The 14,903-nt window shown below is 72.3% G+C and carries 20 protein-coding genes; 9 read left to right on the top strand and 11 right to left on the bottom strand.

What is annotated here, in order from left to right:
- Nucleotides 1–216 precede the first annotated feature (216 nt).
- The 6 genes from NH602_RS18155 to NH602_RS18175 form a co-directional block, all read right to left on the bottom strand.
- Nucleotides 217–474 carry a helix-turn-helix domain-containing protein gene (locus NH602_RS18155; RefSeq protein ID WP_253068410.1) on the bottom strand — a complete coding sequence of 86 codons (258 nt, stop codon included), beginning with the start codon at nt 472–474 and terminating at the stop codon, nt 217–219.
- A gap of 347 nt (nt 475–821) precedes the next feature.
- The gene (locus NH602_RS18160; RefSeq protein ID WP_179760548.1) at nt 822–1,022 is read right to left on the bottom strand and encodes a site-specific integrase; all 201 of its coding nucleotides are present in this window, start codon (nt 1,020–1,022) and stop codon (nt 822–824) included.
- A 300-nt stretch (nt 1,023–1,322) separates the two neighbouring features.
- Entirely contained in the window at nt 1,323–1,691 is a 369-nt protein-coding gene (locus NH602_RS18165) for a hypothetical protein (protein WP_179760547.1), read from the bottom strand.
- Nucleotides 1,591–2,319: a replication initiator gene (locus NH602_RS31945; protein WP_308292856.1), complete on the bottom strand. Its 729-nt coding sequence runs from the start codon at nt 2,317–2,319 to the stop codon at nt 1,591–1,593. Before NH602_RS31945 ends, NH602_RS18165 begins: the two co-directional genes overlap by 101 nt.
- Nucleotides 2,320–2,330: 11 nt before the next feature.
- Entirely contained in the window at nt 2,331–2,873 is a 543-nt protein-coding gene (locus NH602_RS18170; RefSeq protein WP_161152776.1) for a GIY-YIG nuclease family protein, read from the bottom strand.
- A gap of 205 nt (nt 2,874–3,078) precedes the next feature.
- Nucleotides 3,079–4,494, bottom strand: a complete 1,416-nt coding sequence (locus NH602_RS18175; RefSeq protein ID WP_237454279.1) for a serine hydrolase — start codon at nt 4,492–4,494, stop codon at nt 3,079–3,081.
- 88 nt (nt 4,495–4,582) lie between these two features.
- Between NH602_RS18175 and NH602_RS18180 the strand changes: the two genes are divergently transcribed.
- Both NH602_RS18180 and NH602_RS18185 read left to right on the top strand, forming a co-directional pair.
- Complete coding sequence (locus NH602_RS18180; protein ID WP_083658041.1) at nt 4,583–5,239, top strand: TetR/AcrR family transcriptional regulator; 657 nt, start codon at nt 4,583–4,585, stop codon at nt 5,237–5,239.
- Between the two features lie 488 nt (nt 5,240–5,727).
- The gene (locus tag NH602_RS18185) at nt 5,728–6,105 is read left to right on the top strand and encodes a hypothetical protein (protein ID WP_073574059.1); all 378 of its coding nucleotides are present in this window, start codon (nt 5,728–5,730) and stop codon (nt 6,103–6,105) included.
- Between the two features lie 5 nt (nt 6,106–6,110).
- Here NH602_RS18185 and NH602_RS18190 read toward each other — a convergent pair whose 3' ends face one another.
- Together NH602_RS18190 and NH602_RS18195 are read right to left on the bottom strand one after the other, a co-directional pair.
- Nucleotides 6,111–6,536: a PPOX class F420-dependent oxidoreductase gene (locus NH602_RS18190; protein WP_073574058.1), complete on the bottom strand. Its 426-nt coding sequence runs from the start codon at nt 6,534–6,536 to the stop codon at nt 6,111–6,113.
- A gap of 34 nt (nt 6,537–6,570) precedes the next feature.
- Nucleotides 6,571–7,182, bottom strand: coding sequence for a TetR/AcrR family transcriptional regulator (locus NH602_RS18195; protein WP_179760546.1), 612 nt, complete (start codon nt 7,180–7,182; stop codon nt 6,571–6,573).
- A gap of 68 nt (nt 7,183–7,250) precedes the next feature.
- On the opposite strand from NH602_RS18195, the gene NH602_RS18200 reads away from it, so the two are divergent.
- Complete coding sequence (locus NH602_RS18200; protein ID WP_179760545.1) at nt 7,251–8,462, top strand: cytochrome P450; 1,212 nt, start codon at nt 7,251–7,253, stop codon at nt 8,460–8,462.
- Nucleotides 8,463–8,474: 12 nt separating this feature from the next.
- On the opposite strand, the gene NH602_RS18205 is transcribed toward NH602_RS18200, so the two are convergent.
- The gene (locus NH602_RS18205; RefSeq protein ID WP_253068411.1) at nt 8,475–9,317 is read right to left on the bottom strand and encodes a helix-turn-helix transcriptional regulator; all 843 of its coding nucleotides are present in this window, start codon (nt 9,315–9,317) and stop codon (nt 8,475–8,477) included.
- A 101-nt stretch (nt 9,318–9,418) separates the two neighbouring features.
- On the opposite strand from NH602_RS18205, the gene NH602_RS18210 reads away from it, so the two are divergent.
- The 6 genes from NH602_RS18210 (at nt 9,419) to NH602_RS18235 (ending at nt 13,019) form a co-directional block, all read left to right on the top strand.
- On the top strand, nt 9,419–10,177 hold the full coding sequence (locus tag NH602_RS18210; protein WP_253068412.1) for an SDR family oxidoreductase: 759 nt from the start codon (nt 9,419–9,421) through the stop codon (nt 10,175–10,177).
- 44 nt (nt 10,178–10,221) lie between these two features.
- The gene (locus NH602_RS18215; protein WP_253068413.1) at nt 10,222–10,428 is read left to right on the top strand and encodes a 4-oxalocrotonate tautomerase family protein; all 207 of its coding nucleotides are present in this window, start codon (nt 10,222–10,224) and stop codon (nt 10,426–10,428) included.
- Nucleotides 10,429–10,529: 101 nt separating this feature from the next.
- On the top strand, nt 10,530–11,786 hold the full coding sequence (locus tag NH602_RS18220) for an alpha-hydroxy-acid oxidizing protein (protein ID WP_179760541.1): 1,257 nt from the start codon (nt 10,530–10,532) through the stop codon (nt 11,784–11,786).
- A gap of 61 nt (nt 11,787–11,847) precedes the next feature.
- Entirely contained in the window at nt 11,848–12,255 is a 408-nt protein-coding gene (locus NH602_RS18225) for a hypothetical protein (RefSeq protein ID WP_073574052.1), read from the top strand.
- A gap of 42 nt (nt 12,256–12,297) precedes the next feature.
- Complete coding sequence (locus tag NH602_RS18230) at nt 12,298–12,669, top strand: hypothetical protein (RefSeq protein ID WP_179760540.1); 372 nt, start codon at nt 12,298–12,300, stop codon at nt 12,667–12,669.
- Nucleotides 12,670–12,815: 146 nt separating this feature from the next.
- On the top strand, nt 12,816–13,019 hold the full coding sequence (locus NH602_RS18235; protein ID WP_020624259.1) for a cold-shock protein: 204 nt from the start codon (nt 12,816–12,818) through the stop codon (nt 13,017–13,019).
- A gap of 67 nt (nt 13,020–13,086) precedes the next feature.
- Here NH602_RS18235 and NH602_RS18240 read toward each other — a convergent pair whose 3' ends face one another.
- On the bottom strand, nt 13,087–13,734 hold the full coding sequence (locus NH602_RS18240; protein WP_073574051.1) for a TetR/AcrR family transcriptional regulator: 648 nt from the start codon (nt 13,732–13,734) through the stop codon (nt 13,087–13,089).
- Nucleotides 13,735–13,894: 160 nt separating this feature from the next.
- Nucleotides 13,895–14,903: alpha/beta hydrolase (locus NH602_RS18245; protein ID WP_253068414.1), on the bottom strand; the 1,009-nt coding region annotated here is incomplete at its 5' end.

Raw genomic sequence — 14,903 nt, forward strand, 5'->3', positions numbered from 1 at the left:
GCCGAGCTGAAGAACTGGAAGGTTCTGCGCAAGATCAGATCCTGCCCGGCCCGGGCCGCCGAGCTCGTCGCCGCAGTTCAGACCCTCATGATCGCCAACGGATGATCAGGTTGGCAAAGGCTCAGTGCCCAGACCGGGGCGCCGACGCGGCGGGCGTCGACGGGCTCGACCGCGGCGCTCATCGAGCACCGCCAGCGCGGCGGCAGGGACGGCGGGTCAGGACTCCCGGGGGTGCACCCACCGGTACGCGGTGGACGGATCGACACCCATCGCCTTGCCGATGCGCGCCCAGGACCAGCCTCGCCGGCTCAGCTCGACGGCCGCGGTCCGCTCCGCGTCCTTCCGTGCCTCGCGCGCTTGCAGCACCGCGGCGACGAGCCGGTCGTCCGTCATCGTCGTGAGGTCGTCCCGTAACGACAGCAGCTCGGTCAACGCGTCCAGCACCTTCGGTTCGTCGGGTCGCTCTGTCGTCACGGGCCGGGAGCGTAGTGCCCGGCGAGTATTGGTTTTTGCCAACGGCGCTCATGGGCCGGAGGGTACGCGCGGCTGTTGGCTTTTGCCAATGCCGATCCGACGGCGCCTGGAAGGTCGATCAAAGGGCGGTGAATTGCGCGCACGCGGGGCAACGTCACACAACGCGAATGCACGCTATTGCACAGGTTCCAGCAGGTCAGGCGCACGTGGATCAACGTCGGCGCACATTCCGCACGATTCAACAGAATATCGGGCGGTTATTGGTTCGAGTCCAATCGGAGGAGCTTTCCCGAGGTCAGTGAAGTGACCCGGGTAGCGACTCAAGATCGACCCCCAGGAAACCCCCACTAGTGGGTTCCGGGGGTCGACGTCGTTCCGAAGACCTCCAGGACCTCCTTCGTCCCGCTCGCGGCCACCGTGCGCCCGCAGTAGAAGTCCTGCGCCATCGAGATCGTCGAGTGGCCGAGCTGGTCCGCGGCCTGGCGGGCCGAGAGTCCGGCGTCGGCCATCAGCGTCGCGACCGTCCCGCGGTACACATGCGTGGTCACCTGACCCCTTGATGCGGATGACCGTGCCCCGCACCTCCACGGTCCCGGACTCCAGATCGAGCGCATCCCAGGTGACCGCGGTCGCCTCGCCGATCCGCAGGCCCGTCGCCAGCCTGACGTCGGTCAGCTCGACCAGGTCGAGGTCACGGCACTTCTCGTCCTCGTGCAGCGAGGCCCGCAGCGCGTCGTGGCGCACCGCGAGCCCGACCATGCCGCTCAGCACGGTGCGCACGGTCGTGGCCGCCGCGCTCCCGTGACGGTCGTGCACCTCGATCACGAGCCGGTCGAGACGGCCGGTACTCAGCTCCCGCACCCGGAGGCGTCCGAGCCCGTCGCGCACATGTCGAACCGGAGCCGGTAGAGCGCGAGCGTGTTCGGCGACCGCCTGCACAGCGAGACCGCCCGCTCGATCTCCGACAGCCACAGCACACCCAGCTCACGAATCGTCGAGTCCGCGGAGATCTCCCCGCTGCGCGTCGCACGGCCCCGGTCACGGAGCGCTGCGAGCGACGTCTGCTCCGCGCCGGCCGAACTGGACCCCACCCGCCCCACGTGCCGGATGACGCCGTCATGGTCGCGGAACTGCGTCCGGGCCCGGTACCGCTTCGGGCCCAGCTTGTAGATCCGGATGCGGCCGTGCGTGCCGATCAGTAGGGGAGGGCGGGCCATCACGGCACCTCTTCCCGCAGCGACGCGACCCACTGGCGGACGTCGTCGGGGATGTGGCGGAGCATCTTGCCATCCGTCGGCCGCGGGGTCCCCAGCCCTGGCAGCGCCAGCGGTAGAGCGCCGGGGCGGGGATGCCGAGTGCGATCTCTCGTTCCGCGTCGTTGCGGTGCCCGATGTGGACCACCGACCAGTCGTTGACCACCAGCACCGCCCCGGGCTCGGTGGGGGTGTCAAGGGCGGCGAGGGTCTCCCCGAGTCGGTAGGTGCGTCGGTCGCCGCGGATCGCGCCGAAGGTGGTCGGGTAGGGGCGGGACGTGGTGAGGAAGTGGCCGCGGAACCCGAGCATGTGCGCCCACGGGCGCAGGATCAGCCCCTCGTACTCCTCGCGCCCGCCGCCGCCGCGCTCCCAGGCCGTCTCGATCAGCCGCCGGTGGTGCGGGGGTGATGTCGAGGCGGTCGAGGTGGGCGATGTCGCGGATAGGTCGGACGGTGGTTTCGCTCTTGCCGGTGCCCTTGGTGGCGTACTTGGCGACGTAGGCGGCCAGGGCGGAGTCGGTGATCTCGCCGTCGTCGTTCGCGGCCGGAAGAAGTGGATCGTGTCTCCGCGGATTCCGGGTTCGGGGTTCAGTGAGGTCTAGTTCAAGGACGGGGCCCGGCGCTGTCGTAGTAGTGGCGCCGCGCGGCCTTGACGACCTGAAGAGCGGGCCCGGCGGCGTGGTCAACGTTGAGGGGCGGGTGCAGGATCCCAATGATGTGGGCCTCCACTTCGTGCGGTGTCGGGTACTGACACCAGGAGACGCGGAGGTTGTCGCCCATCCATTCGGTGAGCCGGGCTTCGTCGTCGTCGACCAGGACGACTCGGTCGGTCCAGCAGGTCCGGTATCCCTGCTCATCGAGCAGAAGGCCGGCGAGGGTGCGCCGGAGGGTCGAGCTGCCGCTTCGGCGGAGGTGGTTCGAGGCGAGCCGGGAGCGGAGCTTCGTTGCGAGGCCGACGTAGAGCAGCCGGAGATCCGGCACCGTGGAGTGGGCGGGGCCGACGAGCTCGGGCAGGATTGCCGGTGGAGCCCACCAGGCGTAGAGGCCTGGAGCCGACGGCGCCTGCGTTCGGACCTCCTCCGTGCGAACGGGGGTCGCGAGCAGCTCGTCGACGACGGAGCGGATCGGCGGGAGAGCGGTTGACATCCTCGCAGTCTGCCGGGGGCGGCCAGAAGGCCACACATGTTCGTCAGCCCTTCGTCAGCGCGCCCACCACCTGCGACAGGCAACGACAGGTGCCCGGCCACGGTCACCCAGCTCAGACCCTGTGCGATCGCGAACACCGCAGGTCCGCGGATCGTGCTGATTCGTTCCGCTTCAACGTCTGGATGGGGGCGAAACCCGCCCGCGGTTACGAGTTGTTGCTGGGGTCGGTCGCGCCGCCGACGGACTCGATGATGTCCGGGATCTCCTGGCGTGGGCCGGTGGTGAGGTCACCAGGTGGGCAGAACACGAGGTTGCAGCCGGGTGGGGCGTACGGACCGATCCCGATGCCGTTGCCGAGGATCTTCGGATCGAGGTAGTTGGCGGGATCGAGGTTCGGGCTCGCCGCATCGGCGACGTACGGCCCGGGGTCGGGGACGTCTTGGTCGCGGACTCCGCGCATGAGGATGCGGAAGAAGTTGTAGTACAGGTCCGCGCTGGGGCTGGCGCTGGCGATGGCCTGCGGGTCGGGTGCCTTGTCGCCGAGGACTCCGGTCCAGGTGACGGTCATGTCGAGGCTGGGGATGATGAAGTTGTTCTGCTGCAGGGCTCCGACCATGGCGTACATGTCCCGGGGCGCGCTCGGGGTGAGCTGGTGGTCCAGAACTCTGCTGGCGGGGATGTCGGTGGTCTTACAGGTGTCGCCGCGGTTGGTCCAGAAAAGCAGTCCGTAACAGGGGTTGGGCGCGGAGGGGACGCTCACCTGTTCGACGTAGTCGGCCGGGACGACCTGCTCACCGTTCCAGCGCCCGCCGTTCTGCATGAGCAGGCCGAGGCGGGCGAACTGCTCGCTGGGGATGAACAGGTTCGCGTAGCCGTAGGTGTTGCCCGAGCGGTCGCGCAGCCAGAAGTAGCTGCTGCGGTCGATGCCGACCGGGTCGAACAGGTTGTCCTGGACGAAGTCCTGGAAGTCCTGTCCGACGGCGCGGGCGACGACGAAGGCGACCAGGTCCGGGGTGCGCTGGCTGTAGTCGAAGTTCGTGCCGGGCTCGTGAGTGATCGGCAGGGCGAGTGCCTGACGTGCCACATTCGGGTCGTTGCCGACCGTGGCGAACTCACTGAGGATCGCCTCGTCCAGCCCGCCGGCCTCGTTGAGCAGGTTGCGGATGGTGATCGCTCGGTGCTCGGCGTCGCCCCAGCCGGGCCCCTCGGGTAGGTACTTGCCGATCGGGTCGTCGAGGGCAAGCTTGCGCTGACCGTAGGCGACGCCAGTGGCCATCGACACGACGCTCTTGGTCGAGCTGAACACGTTGAACGGCACGTTCTGAGTGGCCGGGTCCAGCGGTCCGGTCCCGACCAGACAGTTGTTGCGGTAGATCCGCACCGAGAGCCGCATGTTCGCCTGGGCGTAGGCCACGGCATCGCGCACGGCGGCCGGGTCGAGTTGCTGGGCGCCCGGGTCGGAGCGGCCTGGTGCGGCCGAACCGGACGGCAACGGGCAGGCGGTCGAGGCATCTGCGGCCGGGGCCGGGTCGGCCTGGGCCTGCCCGACCATCACGAGGCCGGCCAGTGCGGCGCAGGTAGCTGCTGCGGCCAGCGGCCGTACCGCTGCCTTCTTCATCATGCCCGTCCTCCTCGACCGGTGATGGCCTTCACTGAGTCAGAACGAGCGGTATAACTCAGGGGATACGGGTGGGCCGTAGATTGGCTCCATGAGTCCGGCCGAGGAGGGCGCCCGCACCCGCAACGGGATGCGGTGGCGCACCGACGATCTCCTCGACGCCGCCGTCCTGGTCTTCGGCGAGAGTGGCTATCACGGCGCGACGATGAACGCGATCACCCAACGGTCCACGGCCACCAAAGCCACGTACTACAGCCGGTTCGGCAGCAAGGACGACCTCTACACCGCGTGCCTGCACCGCGAGGCCGAGCGAATGCGCGTCCACCTGGTGACCGCATACGAGTCCGCCGACGTACTGAGCGTGTCCGAGCAGCTCGAAGGCGACATGCTCGCCTTCTTCCACCACGCCGCCACGAACCCCGCCGGCTTCATGTTGCTGTTCGGCCCCGAGGCCGCCGGACCCGCCGCACGCATCCGTCAGACGCTGCTCGACACGATCCGCGATGAGGTCGCGCGGCGGGTCCGCCGGACCCTCGACGCTCGCCACCCGCACGCCTCAGCCTCCGCCGACATGATCGCCGCGATGATCATCGGTGTAGCCGTCCATGGCACATACCAAGCTGTCGTCGTCGAACGAACGAGCCCGGAACGAGCCGGCGCGATGGCAAGCTCGTTCGTCATCGCCGCCTTGCGCAACATGGAACCCGGGGCAATTGTCTACACAACCGGGAGCACGGCGATCGAGTGACCGCCCCAAGGCAACCGTCTCGCGACGGCGCAGACCAACTCGGACATCGGCGGCCGCGCCACCAACACGAACGGCTCCGGGAGTCGATCTCGTTTACACCTCGCAAGTGCCTAATGCAACGGGGTGGTCCGTTCGGCCGATGTCGGGGGTAGATGCCCCTACGCATGACGGAGTCGGTCGTGGCGCTCTTCAAGCTAGACGAAGCCGTCGCAGCTCAACGAGAGGCTGAGAAGGTCCGCCGCTCGGCGGAGCGAGCGCAGCAACAGTCACAGCAGGCTGCGGAGCGGGAGCGTCAGCGGGTGGCGGACCAGCAGTGCAAGCAGGAGGAGACGTACCGCCGCTCGCCGAGCGGGGAGCCGACGTCCGCGAAGCGGAGGGCTGACCGCCGCGCGCGACGGTGCACGGGCCCGCCGGGGCGGTGTAACGCGATACCGCGGCGATTCGACATCGGGGCCGCAATCACCCACGCCGGACGTGGAGGACCCGCGATGTCGAACCTCGTGCTCAAGCTCGCCCAGGCGATCGGGATCGTCGTGCTCGCCGTCCTCGTCGTCGGCACGGTGATCGGCGTCCTGCAGTGGCTCGTGGTCGCCGCCGGTCTGGTCGCGCTGCCGGTGGCGGGCATCTGGTTGTACTTCCGCCTGTCCGGCCGCTCGACGGCGCGCCCCGCGCGGCGGTCGGCCCCGCGGCCGACCCGCGCCGACCGTGCAGTCACGGCCCGCCGGGCCGAGTTGGAGGGCCGGGCGGTCTACGACGCGGTGGGCCGCTGCGGGTGGTGCGGGTCGGGGACACGACACCAGGACCGTTACGGGTTCCCCGCCACGCCGCTCGCGTTCCACCGCAGCGAGATCGACGCGATGCTGTAGCGGTCTCACCCCACGTCGCGCGCCCGGATCCCCGCCTCGTGCGGATCCACCTGCTGATCCTCGGGTGACAGCGCGAGGGTGAGGACCCGCGTCGGGTGGATCCGGATGATCGGTCCCGACCTCGTCGTCTGCCCCGCGGAGTCCGTCGGCTCGGTCAGCGCCTCGCCCCGTCCCCGGATCTCGACGAACCGCACCCGCCACGGGTCGGTCGACAGCACGTCGTCGACGACGAACGCGACCTGACCGTTGGCGGCGACGTTGCCGAACTTGCGGCTGCGCTCCATCCGGAACCCGCCCACGTCGATGGTCCCCAGCGTCGTGTTGACGCCGAATCCGACCGGGTTCACCTGCAACGTCCCGTCCGGTCGGGCGGTCGCGAGCCGGCCGATCCGCTGGCCGCGCAGGTAGCTGATCTCCTCGTCGGTGAACATGCCGGCGACCGTAGGAGCTGGAGTCGGGTCGAGGTCAAGCCGCGGTCGCCCGGGCGACCGCGGCACGCGCGTCGGCCACGGGGACCCCGAGGGTCAGCAGGTGCCCGAGGGCGACGTCGGCCTCGTCGCCGTCCCACCGCCCGTCCTGTGCGGCGTGCTGGTAGGCCATCGACCCCGCCTGCAGCACCTCGGCCAGCACCGGGGCCGCGACGTGCCGGGAGAACACACCGGCCCGCTGCCCGTTCTCCAGCAGCCGGATCATGATCGTGTGGAACGGCGCCATCGCGGCGCGGATCTCGTCGTCGGCGGTCCGGCGGGCCAGTGCGATGACCGGGCCGTAGCGCCGCGACGTGCTCCAGGTGCGCAGGAGGGTGGCCGCGAGCTCGCCGGCCGGGTCGGGTGCGTCGGGGTCGACCTCCCCGACCTGTTCGACGAAGTCCGCCGACGCCGCCCGGACGAGTGCGACCACCAGGTCGTGCCGGCTGGTGAAGTGACCGTAGACGGTGCGCCTGACGACGCCGGCGCGGGCCGCGACCTCGTCGAGCGAGGCGTCCGGGTCCTCGCGCAGCACGGCCTGCGCGGCGTCCAGGATGGACCGCCGGTTCCGCTCCCGGGCCGACGGCCGCCGTTCCGTCCCTTTCCTCACGAGTGCATTTTTGCACGAGGAGTGCAATCCTGGCGAGAGCCGAGGTCACCCAGGACGAGGAGCCGACGATGACGATCGACCACGACACCCGGCCGGTGGTGCTGGACCAGGACTTCTTCGACGATCCCGATGCGCTCTACCGCGAGCTGCGCGACGCGCGTCCGGTCACCCGTGCGACCGGCCCGAACGGGCTGACGTTCTGGATGATCACCCGCTACGACGACGCCCGCGCCGCGCTGAACGACCCGCGGCTGCGGAAGGACTCCCGGCGGCTGCCCGAGGTGCTGCAGCGGCACGGTGCGACCTCGTTCCGCCAGTTCGCCGACTCGCTCGTCGGGCACATGCTCAACGCCGACCCGCCGGACCACACCCGGCTGCGCAAGCTGGTCGGGCGGGCGTTCACCGTCCGCGCGATCGCCCGGCTGCGGCCGCGGATCGAGCAGATCGCCACCGAGCTCGCCGACGCCGCCGAGCAGGCGGGTCCCGAGCTGGACCTGCTGGACCACTTCGCGTTCCCGCTGCCGATGACGGTCATCTCCGAGATCCTCGGCGTCCCGGGGGAGCGTCGCGAGGACTTCCGGCACTGGTCGAACCTGCTGCTCTCCAGCGGCCCCGACGAGGAGCGCGCCGCGGCCGCCGCGTCGATGGCGCAGTTCCTGTCCGAGCTCGTCGCCGACAAGTCCGCCCACCCCGGCGACGACATGCTGTCCGAGATCGTCCGCGCTTCGGAGGACGGCGACTCGCTCAGCTCCGCCGAGGTCACCGCGATGGCGTTCCTGCTGCTGGTCGCCGGGCACGAGACCACGGTCAACCTCATCGGCAACGGCATGCTGGCGCTGCTGCGCGACCCCGGCCAGCACGCCCGGCTGCGCGCCGACCCCGACCGGGTGCCGCAGGCGGTCGAGGAGTTCCTGCGCTACGACGGGCCGGTCAACCTCGCCACGATCCGCTTCACCGACGAGCCCGTCGAGTACTCCGGCGTGACGATCCCGGCCGGCGAGGTCGTGCTGGTCTCGCTGATCGGGGCCAACCGCGACCCCGGGCGCTACCCGGACCCGCAGCGGTTCGACCCCGATCGCGACACCTCCGGGCACCTCGCGTTCGGCTACGGCATCCACCACTGCCTCGGCGCCCCGCTGGCCCGCCTCGAGGCCGACGTCGCGTTCCGGACGCTGCTCGCACGGTTCCCGGACATGGCGCTCGCCGGCGCCCCCGGGCAGCACCGGGAGAGCACGCTGATCCACGCGCTCACGGCGCTCCCGGTGCGCCTGAACGCATGACCGGTACCCGGTTCAGCCCGCGCTGAACTGCTCGCTGCCGATCACCCGGAGCAGCTCCAGGCGTCGTTCGGTCTCGCTGCGCGGCGCCGCGGTGAGCACGAGCAGCGCCTGGGACCGGTCCTCGGTGAACAGTGCCTGGCAGTCCACTTCCAGCTCGCCGAGCTCCGGGTGCAGCAGCGTCTTGTGGTCGGCGAACCGGCGCCCGACCTCGTGCAGCTCCCACAGGGCGGCGAACTCGGGGCTGCGCTCCGACAGCACCCCCACCAGCTCCCCGGCCCGCGACCGGGGCCCGAGCATCGCCAGAGCCGCCCGCAGCGTCGCGACCTGCGCGCGGCTCTGGCGCGGCCGGTCGTCGGGCGGGTACATGCGCCGGGCGTCCGGATCGGTGAACCAGCGGAAGACCTCGCTGCGGGCGAGCCCGGTGTGGTGGGTGTGGTCGCCGAACAGCGCCCGGGCCATGTCGTTCTGCACGAGCGTCTCGCCGAGCACGGTCAGGATCAGGGCCGGGCTGTCGTGCAGCCGGTCCAGCACCCGCAGCAGTGCCGGGGCCACGTGCTCGGACACCGGGCCCGACGCCGGCGCGTTGCGGCCCGCGCACCGGAACAGGTAGTCGCGCTCCTCGCTGCCCAGCCGCAGCGCCCGGGCCAGCGACGCCAGCATCTGCTCACTCGGCTGCGGGCCGCGCTGCTGCTCCAGCCGCGTGTAGTAGTCGGTCGACATGACCGCGAGCGCCGCGACCTCCTCGCGGCGCAGCCCCGCCGTGCGCCGGCGCGGCCCGTCGGGGACCCCGACGTCGCCGGGGCGGAGGCCGGCGCGGTGCCGGCGCAGGAAGTCGGCCAGGGCTGCACGGTCCACGCCGCCGAGTATCCGCGGGGACCCGCCGGGCAACCAGGGACCGGCGATCCTCCGATGACCGGTCTCTGCCGTCCCGTCCGCCGCGCGGCGACGGTGGGGACATGCAGATCACCGGACGCACCGTCTTCATCCCCGGCTCGACGAGCGGCATCGGACTCGCCCTGGCCCTGGCGCTGCACGAGCGCGGCAACACCGTGGTCCTCGGCGGCCGGCGGCGCGACCTGCTCGACGAGCTCGTCGCCGCCCACCCCGGCCTCGACGCCGTCGAGATCGACACGGCCGACCCGGCGAGCATCACGAAGGCCGTGACCGAGGTTCTCGACCGGCACCCCGACCTCGACGTGCTCGTCGCGATGGCCGGGATCATGCGGGTCGAGGACTGGCACGGCCCCGAGGGCTTCCTCGCCTCGGCCGAGCAGGTCGTCACCACCAACCTGCTCGGCCCGATCCGGCTGATCGGCGCGCTCGTGGAGCACCTGCGGGGACGGCCGGTCGCGTCGGTGGTCACCGTGTCGTCCGGTCTGGCCTTCGTCCCGCTCGCCGCGACGCCCAGCTACAACGCCACCAAGGCCGCGGTGCACATGCTCACCGAGTCGCTGCGCCTGCAGCTCGCCGACACCACCGTCGAGCTCGTCGAGATCGTGCCGCCGTCGGTGGCGACGGAGCTGATGCCCGGCCAGCAGGACAGCCCGATCGCGATGCCGCTCGACGACTTCGTCGCCGAGGTGCTGACCCTGCTCCAGTCCCCGACACCGGGCGGGGAGGTGCTCGTCGACCGGGTGCTGCCGCTGCGCCACGCGGAGGCCCGCGGCGAGTACGACGAGGTCGTCGCCCGCCTCAACGCGGCCGACCCGCACTGACCACCACGCCGTACCCGACCGTCCATCCGGAACAGGAGACACCCGTGCCGTTCGCCGACCTCGAGGTCCCTGCGGGCCTGCTCGACGCCGACGCCAAGCGCGAGCTCGTCGAGAAGGTCACCGACCTCTACGCCGCCACCTTCGGCGACGACGTCCGCGCCAACACCATGGTCCTCGTCGACGAGGTCGCCGACGGCGGCTGGGGGATCCGTGGGCAGGTCCTGGCCCTGGCCGACCTGCGGGGACGGTGACCGTCCGGCCCACCGCCTCCTGGACGCGGTCCGGTCCCGCGTCCGTCCGGGGCGGGCGGCACGGCCCGTAGGCTGACCGCGCGACGACGGGGGAGGGCGCCATGACGGCACCGGGCCGGGCTCGGCAGGAACGGATCTACCGCGAGGGCGTCTCCGGCGCCCGTCCCCGGGTCCCGACCGGTCCCGACGAGCTGGAGCGTCGCGCGCGGCGGGCCATGAGCCGGCGCGCCGACGCCTACGTCACCGGCGGCGCGGGCGCCGAGACCACGATGCGCGCCAACCGGGCGGCGTTCGCCCGCCGGGAGATCGTTCCGCGGGTGCTGCGCGACGTGGGCGAGCGCGACCTCGCCGTCGAGCTGTTCGGCCGCACGCTGCCCGCCCCGCTGCTCCTCGCCCCGATCGGCGCGCTGGACCTGGTCCGGCGCGGCGCCGACCTCGCCGTCGCCCGCGGAGCCGCGGCCGCCGGGGTCCCGATGGTGATCTCCAACCAGGCGGGGACGCCGATGGAGGACATCGCCGCGGTCGGTGGCCCCACCTGGTTCCAGCTGTACTGGTCCACCTCCGACGAGCTCGTCGACAGCTTCCTGCGCCGCGCCGAGGCCTCCGGCTGCGACGCCGTGGTCGTCACCCTCGACACGACGATGCTCGGCTGGCGTCCCCGCGACCTCGACCTGGGCCACCTGCCCTTCGCCCGCGGAATCGGGATCGCCCAGTACACCTCCGACCCGGTGTTCCGCGGCCTGGTGGAGCAGACCCTCGCCGCGCCGTCGGCCGGGGCGCCGCCGAGGGTCACCCCGCAGGCCGTGCGCACCCTGCTCGAGATCACCCGCAACGCCCCGGGACGGTTCCGGGACAACCTGCGCTCGCCCGTCCCGCGGGCGGCCGTGGAGACCTTCCTGCGGGTCTACTCGCGACCGCGGTTGTCCTGGGAGGACCTGGCGACCCTGCGCTCGCGGACCCGGCTGCCGATCCTGCTCAAGGGTGTCCTGCATCCCGACGACGCCCGCCGGGCCGCCGACGCCGGTGTGGACGGTGTCGTCGTGTCCAACCACGGGGGCCGCCAGATCGACCACGCGGTCGCCTCGCTGGACGCGCTGCCCGGTGTCGTCGACGCCGTCGGCGACGCGCTGCCGGTGCTGCTCGACTCCGGGGTACGCACCGGGGCCGACGTCGCGACCGCGGTCCGGCTCGGCGCCCGCGCCGTACTGCTGGGGCGCCCGTTCGTGCACGGGCTCGCCCTGGACGGGGCCCGCGGCGTCGCGCAGGTGCTGCAGAACGTCGTCGCCGAGCTCGACCTGGTCTGCGGGCTGGCGGGGGCCACCACCCCGGCCGGGATCGAGCTGCGCGAGCGTCCCTGACGGGGCACCCGGCGGTACGGTCCGGCGCGCCCGCCCGCCCGGGTCGTGGCACGGTCGGAACATGACGCGCACGACGGCCACCCGCACCCGGCAGGACGTCGCCCGCCTCGCGCTCGGCGCGATGCTGGTGTTCGCCGGGACCTCGCACCTCACCTTCGCCCGCCGCGAGTTCCGTGCCCAGGTCCCGCCGTGGGTCCCGATGGACACCGACGACGTCGTGCTGCTCTCCGGGGCCGCCGAGATCGCGCTCGGCGCCGCGCTGGCCGGCCTCCCGAAGGAGCGCCGCCGGGTCGGCGGCCTGGCCGCCGCGTTCTTCACCGCGATCGTCCCCGGCAACGTCTCCCAGTACCGCAACCGCGTCGACGGGTTCGGTCTCGACACCGACACGAAGCGCGCCGCGCGGCTGGCCGGGCAGCCGCTGCTGGTGGCGTGGGCGCTCTACGCGGGCGGGCTGATCCCGCGCCGGTGAGCCGGTGCCGGTCCGTCGCCGGTTGACCGTCATGATCACCGGATGGACGCGATGGTGCGGATCGGGCTCGTCGAGCTCGCTCTCGGTGCGATGCTGGGCTGGGCGGTGGTCGTGTCGGTGACCCGCCCCGACGCGTGGCGGCGGATCGGGATCGTGGAGCCGCGCCGGCTGCTGCAGGCGCACCTCGACGTCGTGTTGATGGGGCTGATCCTGGTCGCCGTCGGGCTGGCCGCGCCGGACCTGCCGGGCTGGCTCGTGGCGGTACTGGTGTTCGGGACCTGGGTCAACCCGGCGCTGTTCGTGCCGATGGCCTGGAGACCGGACGTCGTCCGGCACCCGGTCTTCCGGGTCGTCAGCGGACTGTCCTTCGTCGCGACCAGCGGCGGGCTGGTGCTGGCCGCGATCCTCGGCTGAGCGCGCCGGGGGCCCGGAAAAACGGGCGAACGGGACGCCCGACGCGACGCGCCGGTACCCGATCGCACGTCGCCTGTAGCACGGCGGGCTCCGGTACGGCTAATGTCCACCCCGTAGGAACCGGCAAGACGCGAGGAGACATCCGGATGCCACAGGGAACCGTCAAGTGGTTCAACGCGGAGAAGGGGTACGGGTTCATCACGCCGGACGGAGGCGGGCAGGACCTGTTCGTCCACTTCAGCGCGATCCAGTCCTCCGGATACCGCAGCCTCGACGAGGGGCAGACCGTGACCTTCGAGGTCACCCAGGGTCAGAAGGGTCCGCAGGCGGACCAGGTCGTTCCCACCTGACCGCCTGATCCGACGCCGACGCCCGGGGTGCTCACGCGAAGCACCCCGGGCGTCGTCGTGTCGGGGGTCAGGACGCCAGACGGGTCTCCAGCCCGGCGACGACCAGCTCGACGCGGCTCAGCGTCCAGCTGCGCGGCGGGTCGTCGATCCGGTCGCGGAACACCGCCCGGATCTGGGCGTCGAACGGCTCGGCCGACTCCAGCACCTGGTCGCGCCGGCGCGCGTCCCCGGTGCCGGAGGAGCTGGCCGTCAGCCACGGCTGCATTCCCATGTGGATGGCGGTCGAGGCGCCCAGCGCCGCGTCCTCGGCGGTGAAGCCCGCCTCCAGCAGCCGGTCGGTCAGTCGCCGGAACGCCGACATCATCGCGTCGGGTGACTCCGGCAGCCGCACCATCGCGGGGGCGAGGCCCGGGTGCTCGGCCATCACGTCGAACGTCGCCGCCGCGAACGCCAGCATCTGCTCCTGCCACCGGCCCTCGTCGGTCGCGGGGAAGACGTCGTCGGTCACCACGTCGTCCACCAGCGCGGCGACGAGCGCCTCCAGGCTGGGGAAGTGGCGGTAGAACGTGGAGTACTTCACGCCGACCCGGGCGGTCACCGCGCCGACCGTCAGGTCGGAGAAGCCGAGCTCGCGCGCAGCGGCCAGCAGTGTCGCGCGGTCGGTCAGTGGCGGACGGCCGGTGCGCCGTGCCGGTCTGCTCTCGGTCTCGGTCACGCCCGCATGCTACTGCCCGTGCCCACGTCCGGGACAGGCTAGTCGCGGTTGGTCTGACGACTACCTGTGACCTGGCCCATCTCTGGTTCGTTGAGCGGTCGTTCGTTCGGCCGGACGGCCGCGCGGTGGTCTCGCAAAGCGGATCGATCACAACGGAGTGTCACGGCGGAACGGATGCTCCGGCGACGATCCGGCCCAGGGTGCGCAGGCTCGGCGAGCCGGGGTCCCAGTAGCCGCCGTGCGCGGCGGCGAACGCGGACTCGTCGTTCGGGGTGGCCGGGTCGTCCGGGCGCGGGAGCGCCGACCCGGGGGCCGAGTCGAACACCCGTGCACCGAACCCCGGTGCCGCCGGGTCCGGGCCGTGCAGGAGCCCGGTCGGGGCGAGACCGCGCGAGGTCGCGAAGACCTCGACCCCGGGCACCCGGCCGATCGGGTCGTGCCGCGCGGTCGTCGCCCAGACGTGCCCGGGTGCGCTGCCGAGCTCGGAGGCGTGCCCCGTGCCGGTCCCGGGGCTGCCGACGAACACGACGTCGTCGGCAGCGAGGCCGCCGCCTCGGGCGGCGTTCCCGAGCACCGTCGAGCCGTAGGAGTGCCCGACGACGGTCAGGTGCACCGGTCCGGCGTGCCCGGCCCGCAGGCCGTCCTGGAAGGACCGCAGGTCCCCGGCGGCGGCGCGGGCGGCAGCGGGGTCCGCCGCCGCGAGCAGGTCCGGGGGAGCGTCGTAGCCGGTCCACAGGACCGCGGCGACGGCACCGTCCGGCGCGGCCGCCCGGGCGGCGGCGCGGGTCGCCTCGACCCGGGCCAGGTCACCGGGCACCGTGCCCCAGCCCGCGGTCGTCCCCGGGACGTGGGTGAGCACGTGCGCGGCGCGGTCCGGATCGCCGACGGCGAGCACGAGCCGCCCGCCGGTGTTCCCGCGCTCCAGGCGGAGCAGGTACGCGTCGCCGGCGTCCAGGCGTCGACGGGTGGTCTCCAGTCCGGCCGAGGCCCGCCGGGCGCGGTCCGCGCCCGCGGTGTCCCCGGCCCGGTCCAGCAGCGCCGCCCGGGCCCGCAGCCGGGACAGCTCGGCGTCGAGCAGGACCCGGTTCGCCCGATCCCGGTCGGCGACCGGCACACCGTCCAGCCCGCCGACGAGCCCGGGCCGGGTGTGGAGCAGCTGCTCCCGGTCG

Source organism: Pseudonocardia sp. McavD-2-B, from assembly GCF_024124365.1.
Lineage (GTDB): Bacteria > Actinomycetota > Actinomycetes > Mycobacteriales > Pseudonocardiaceae > Pseudonocardia > Pseudonocardia alni.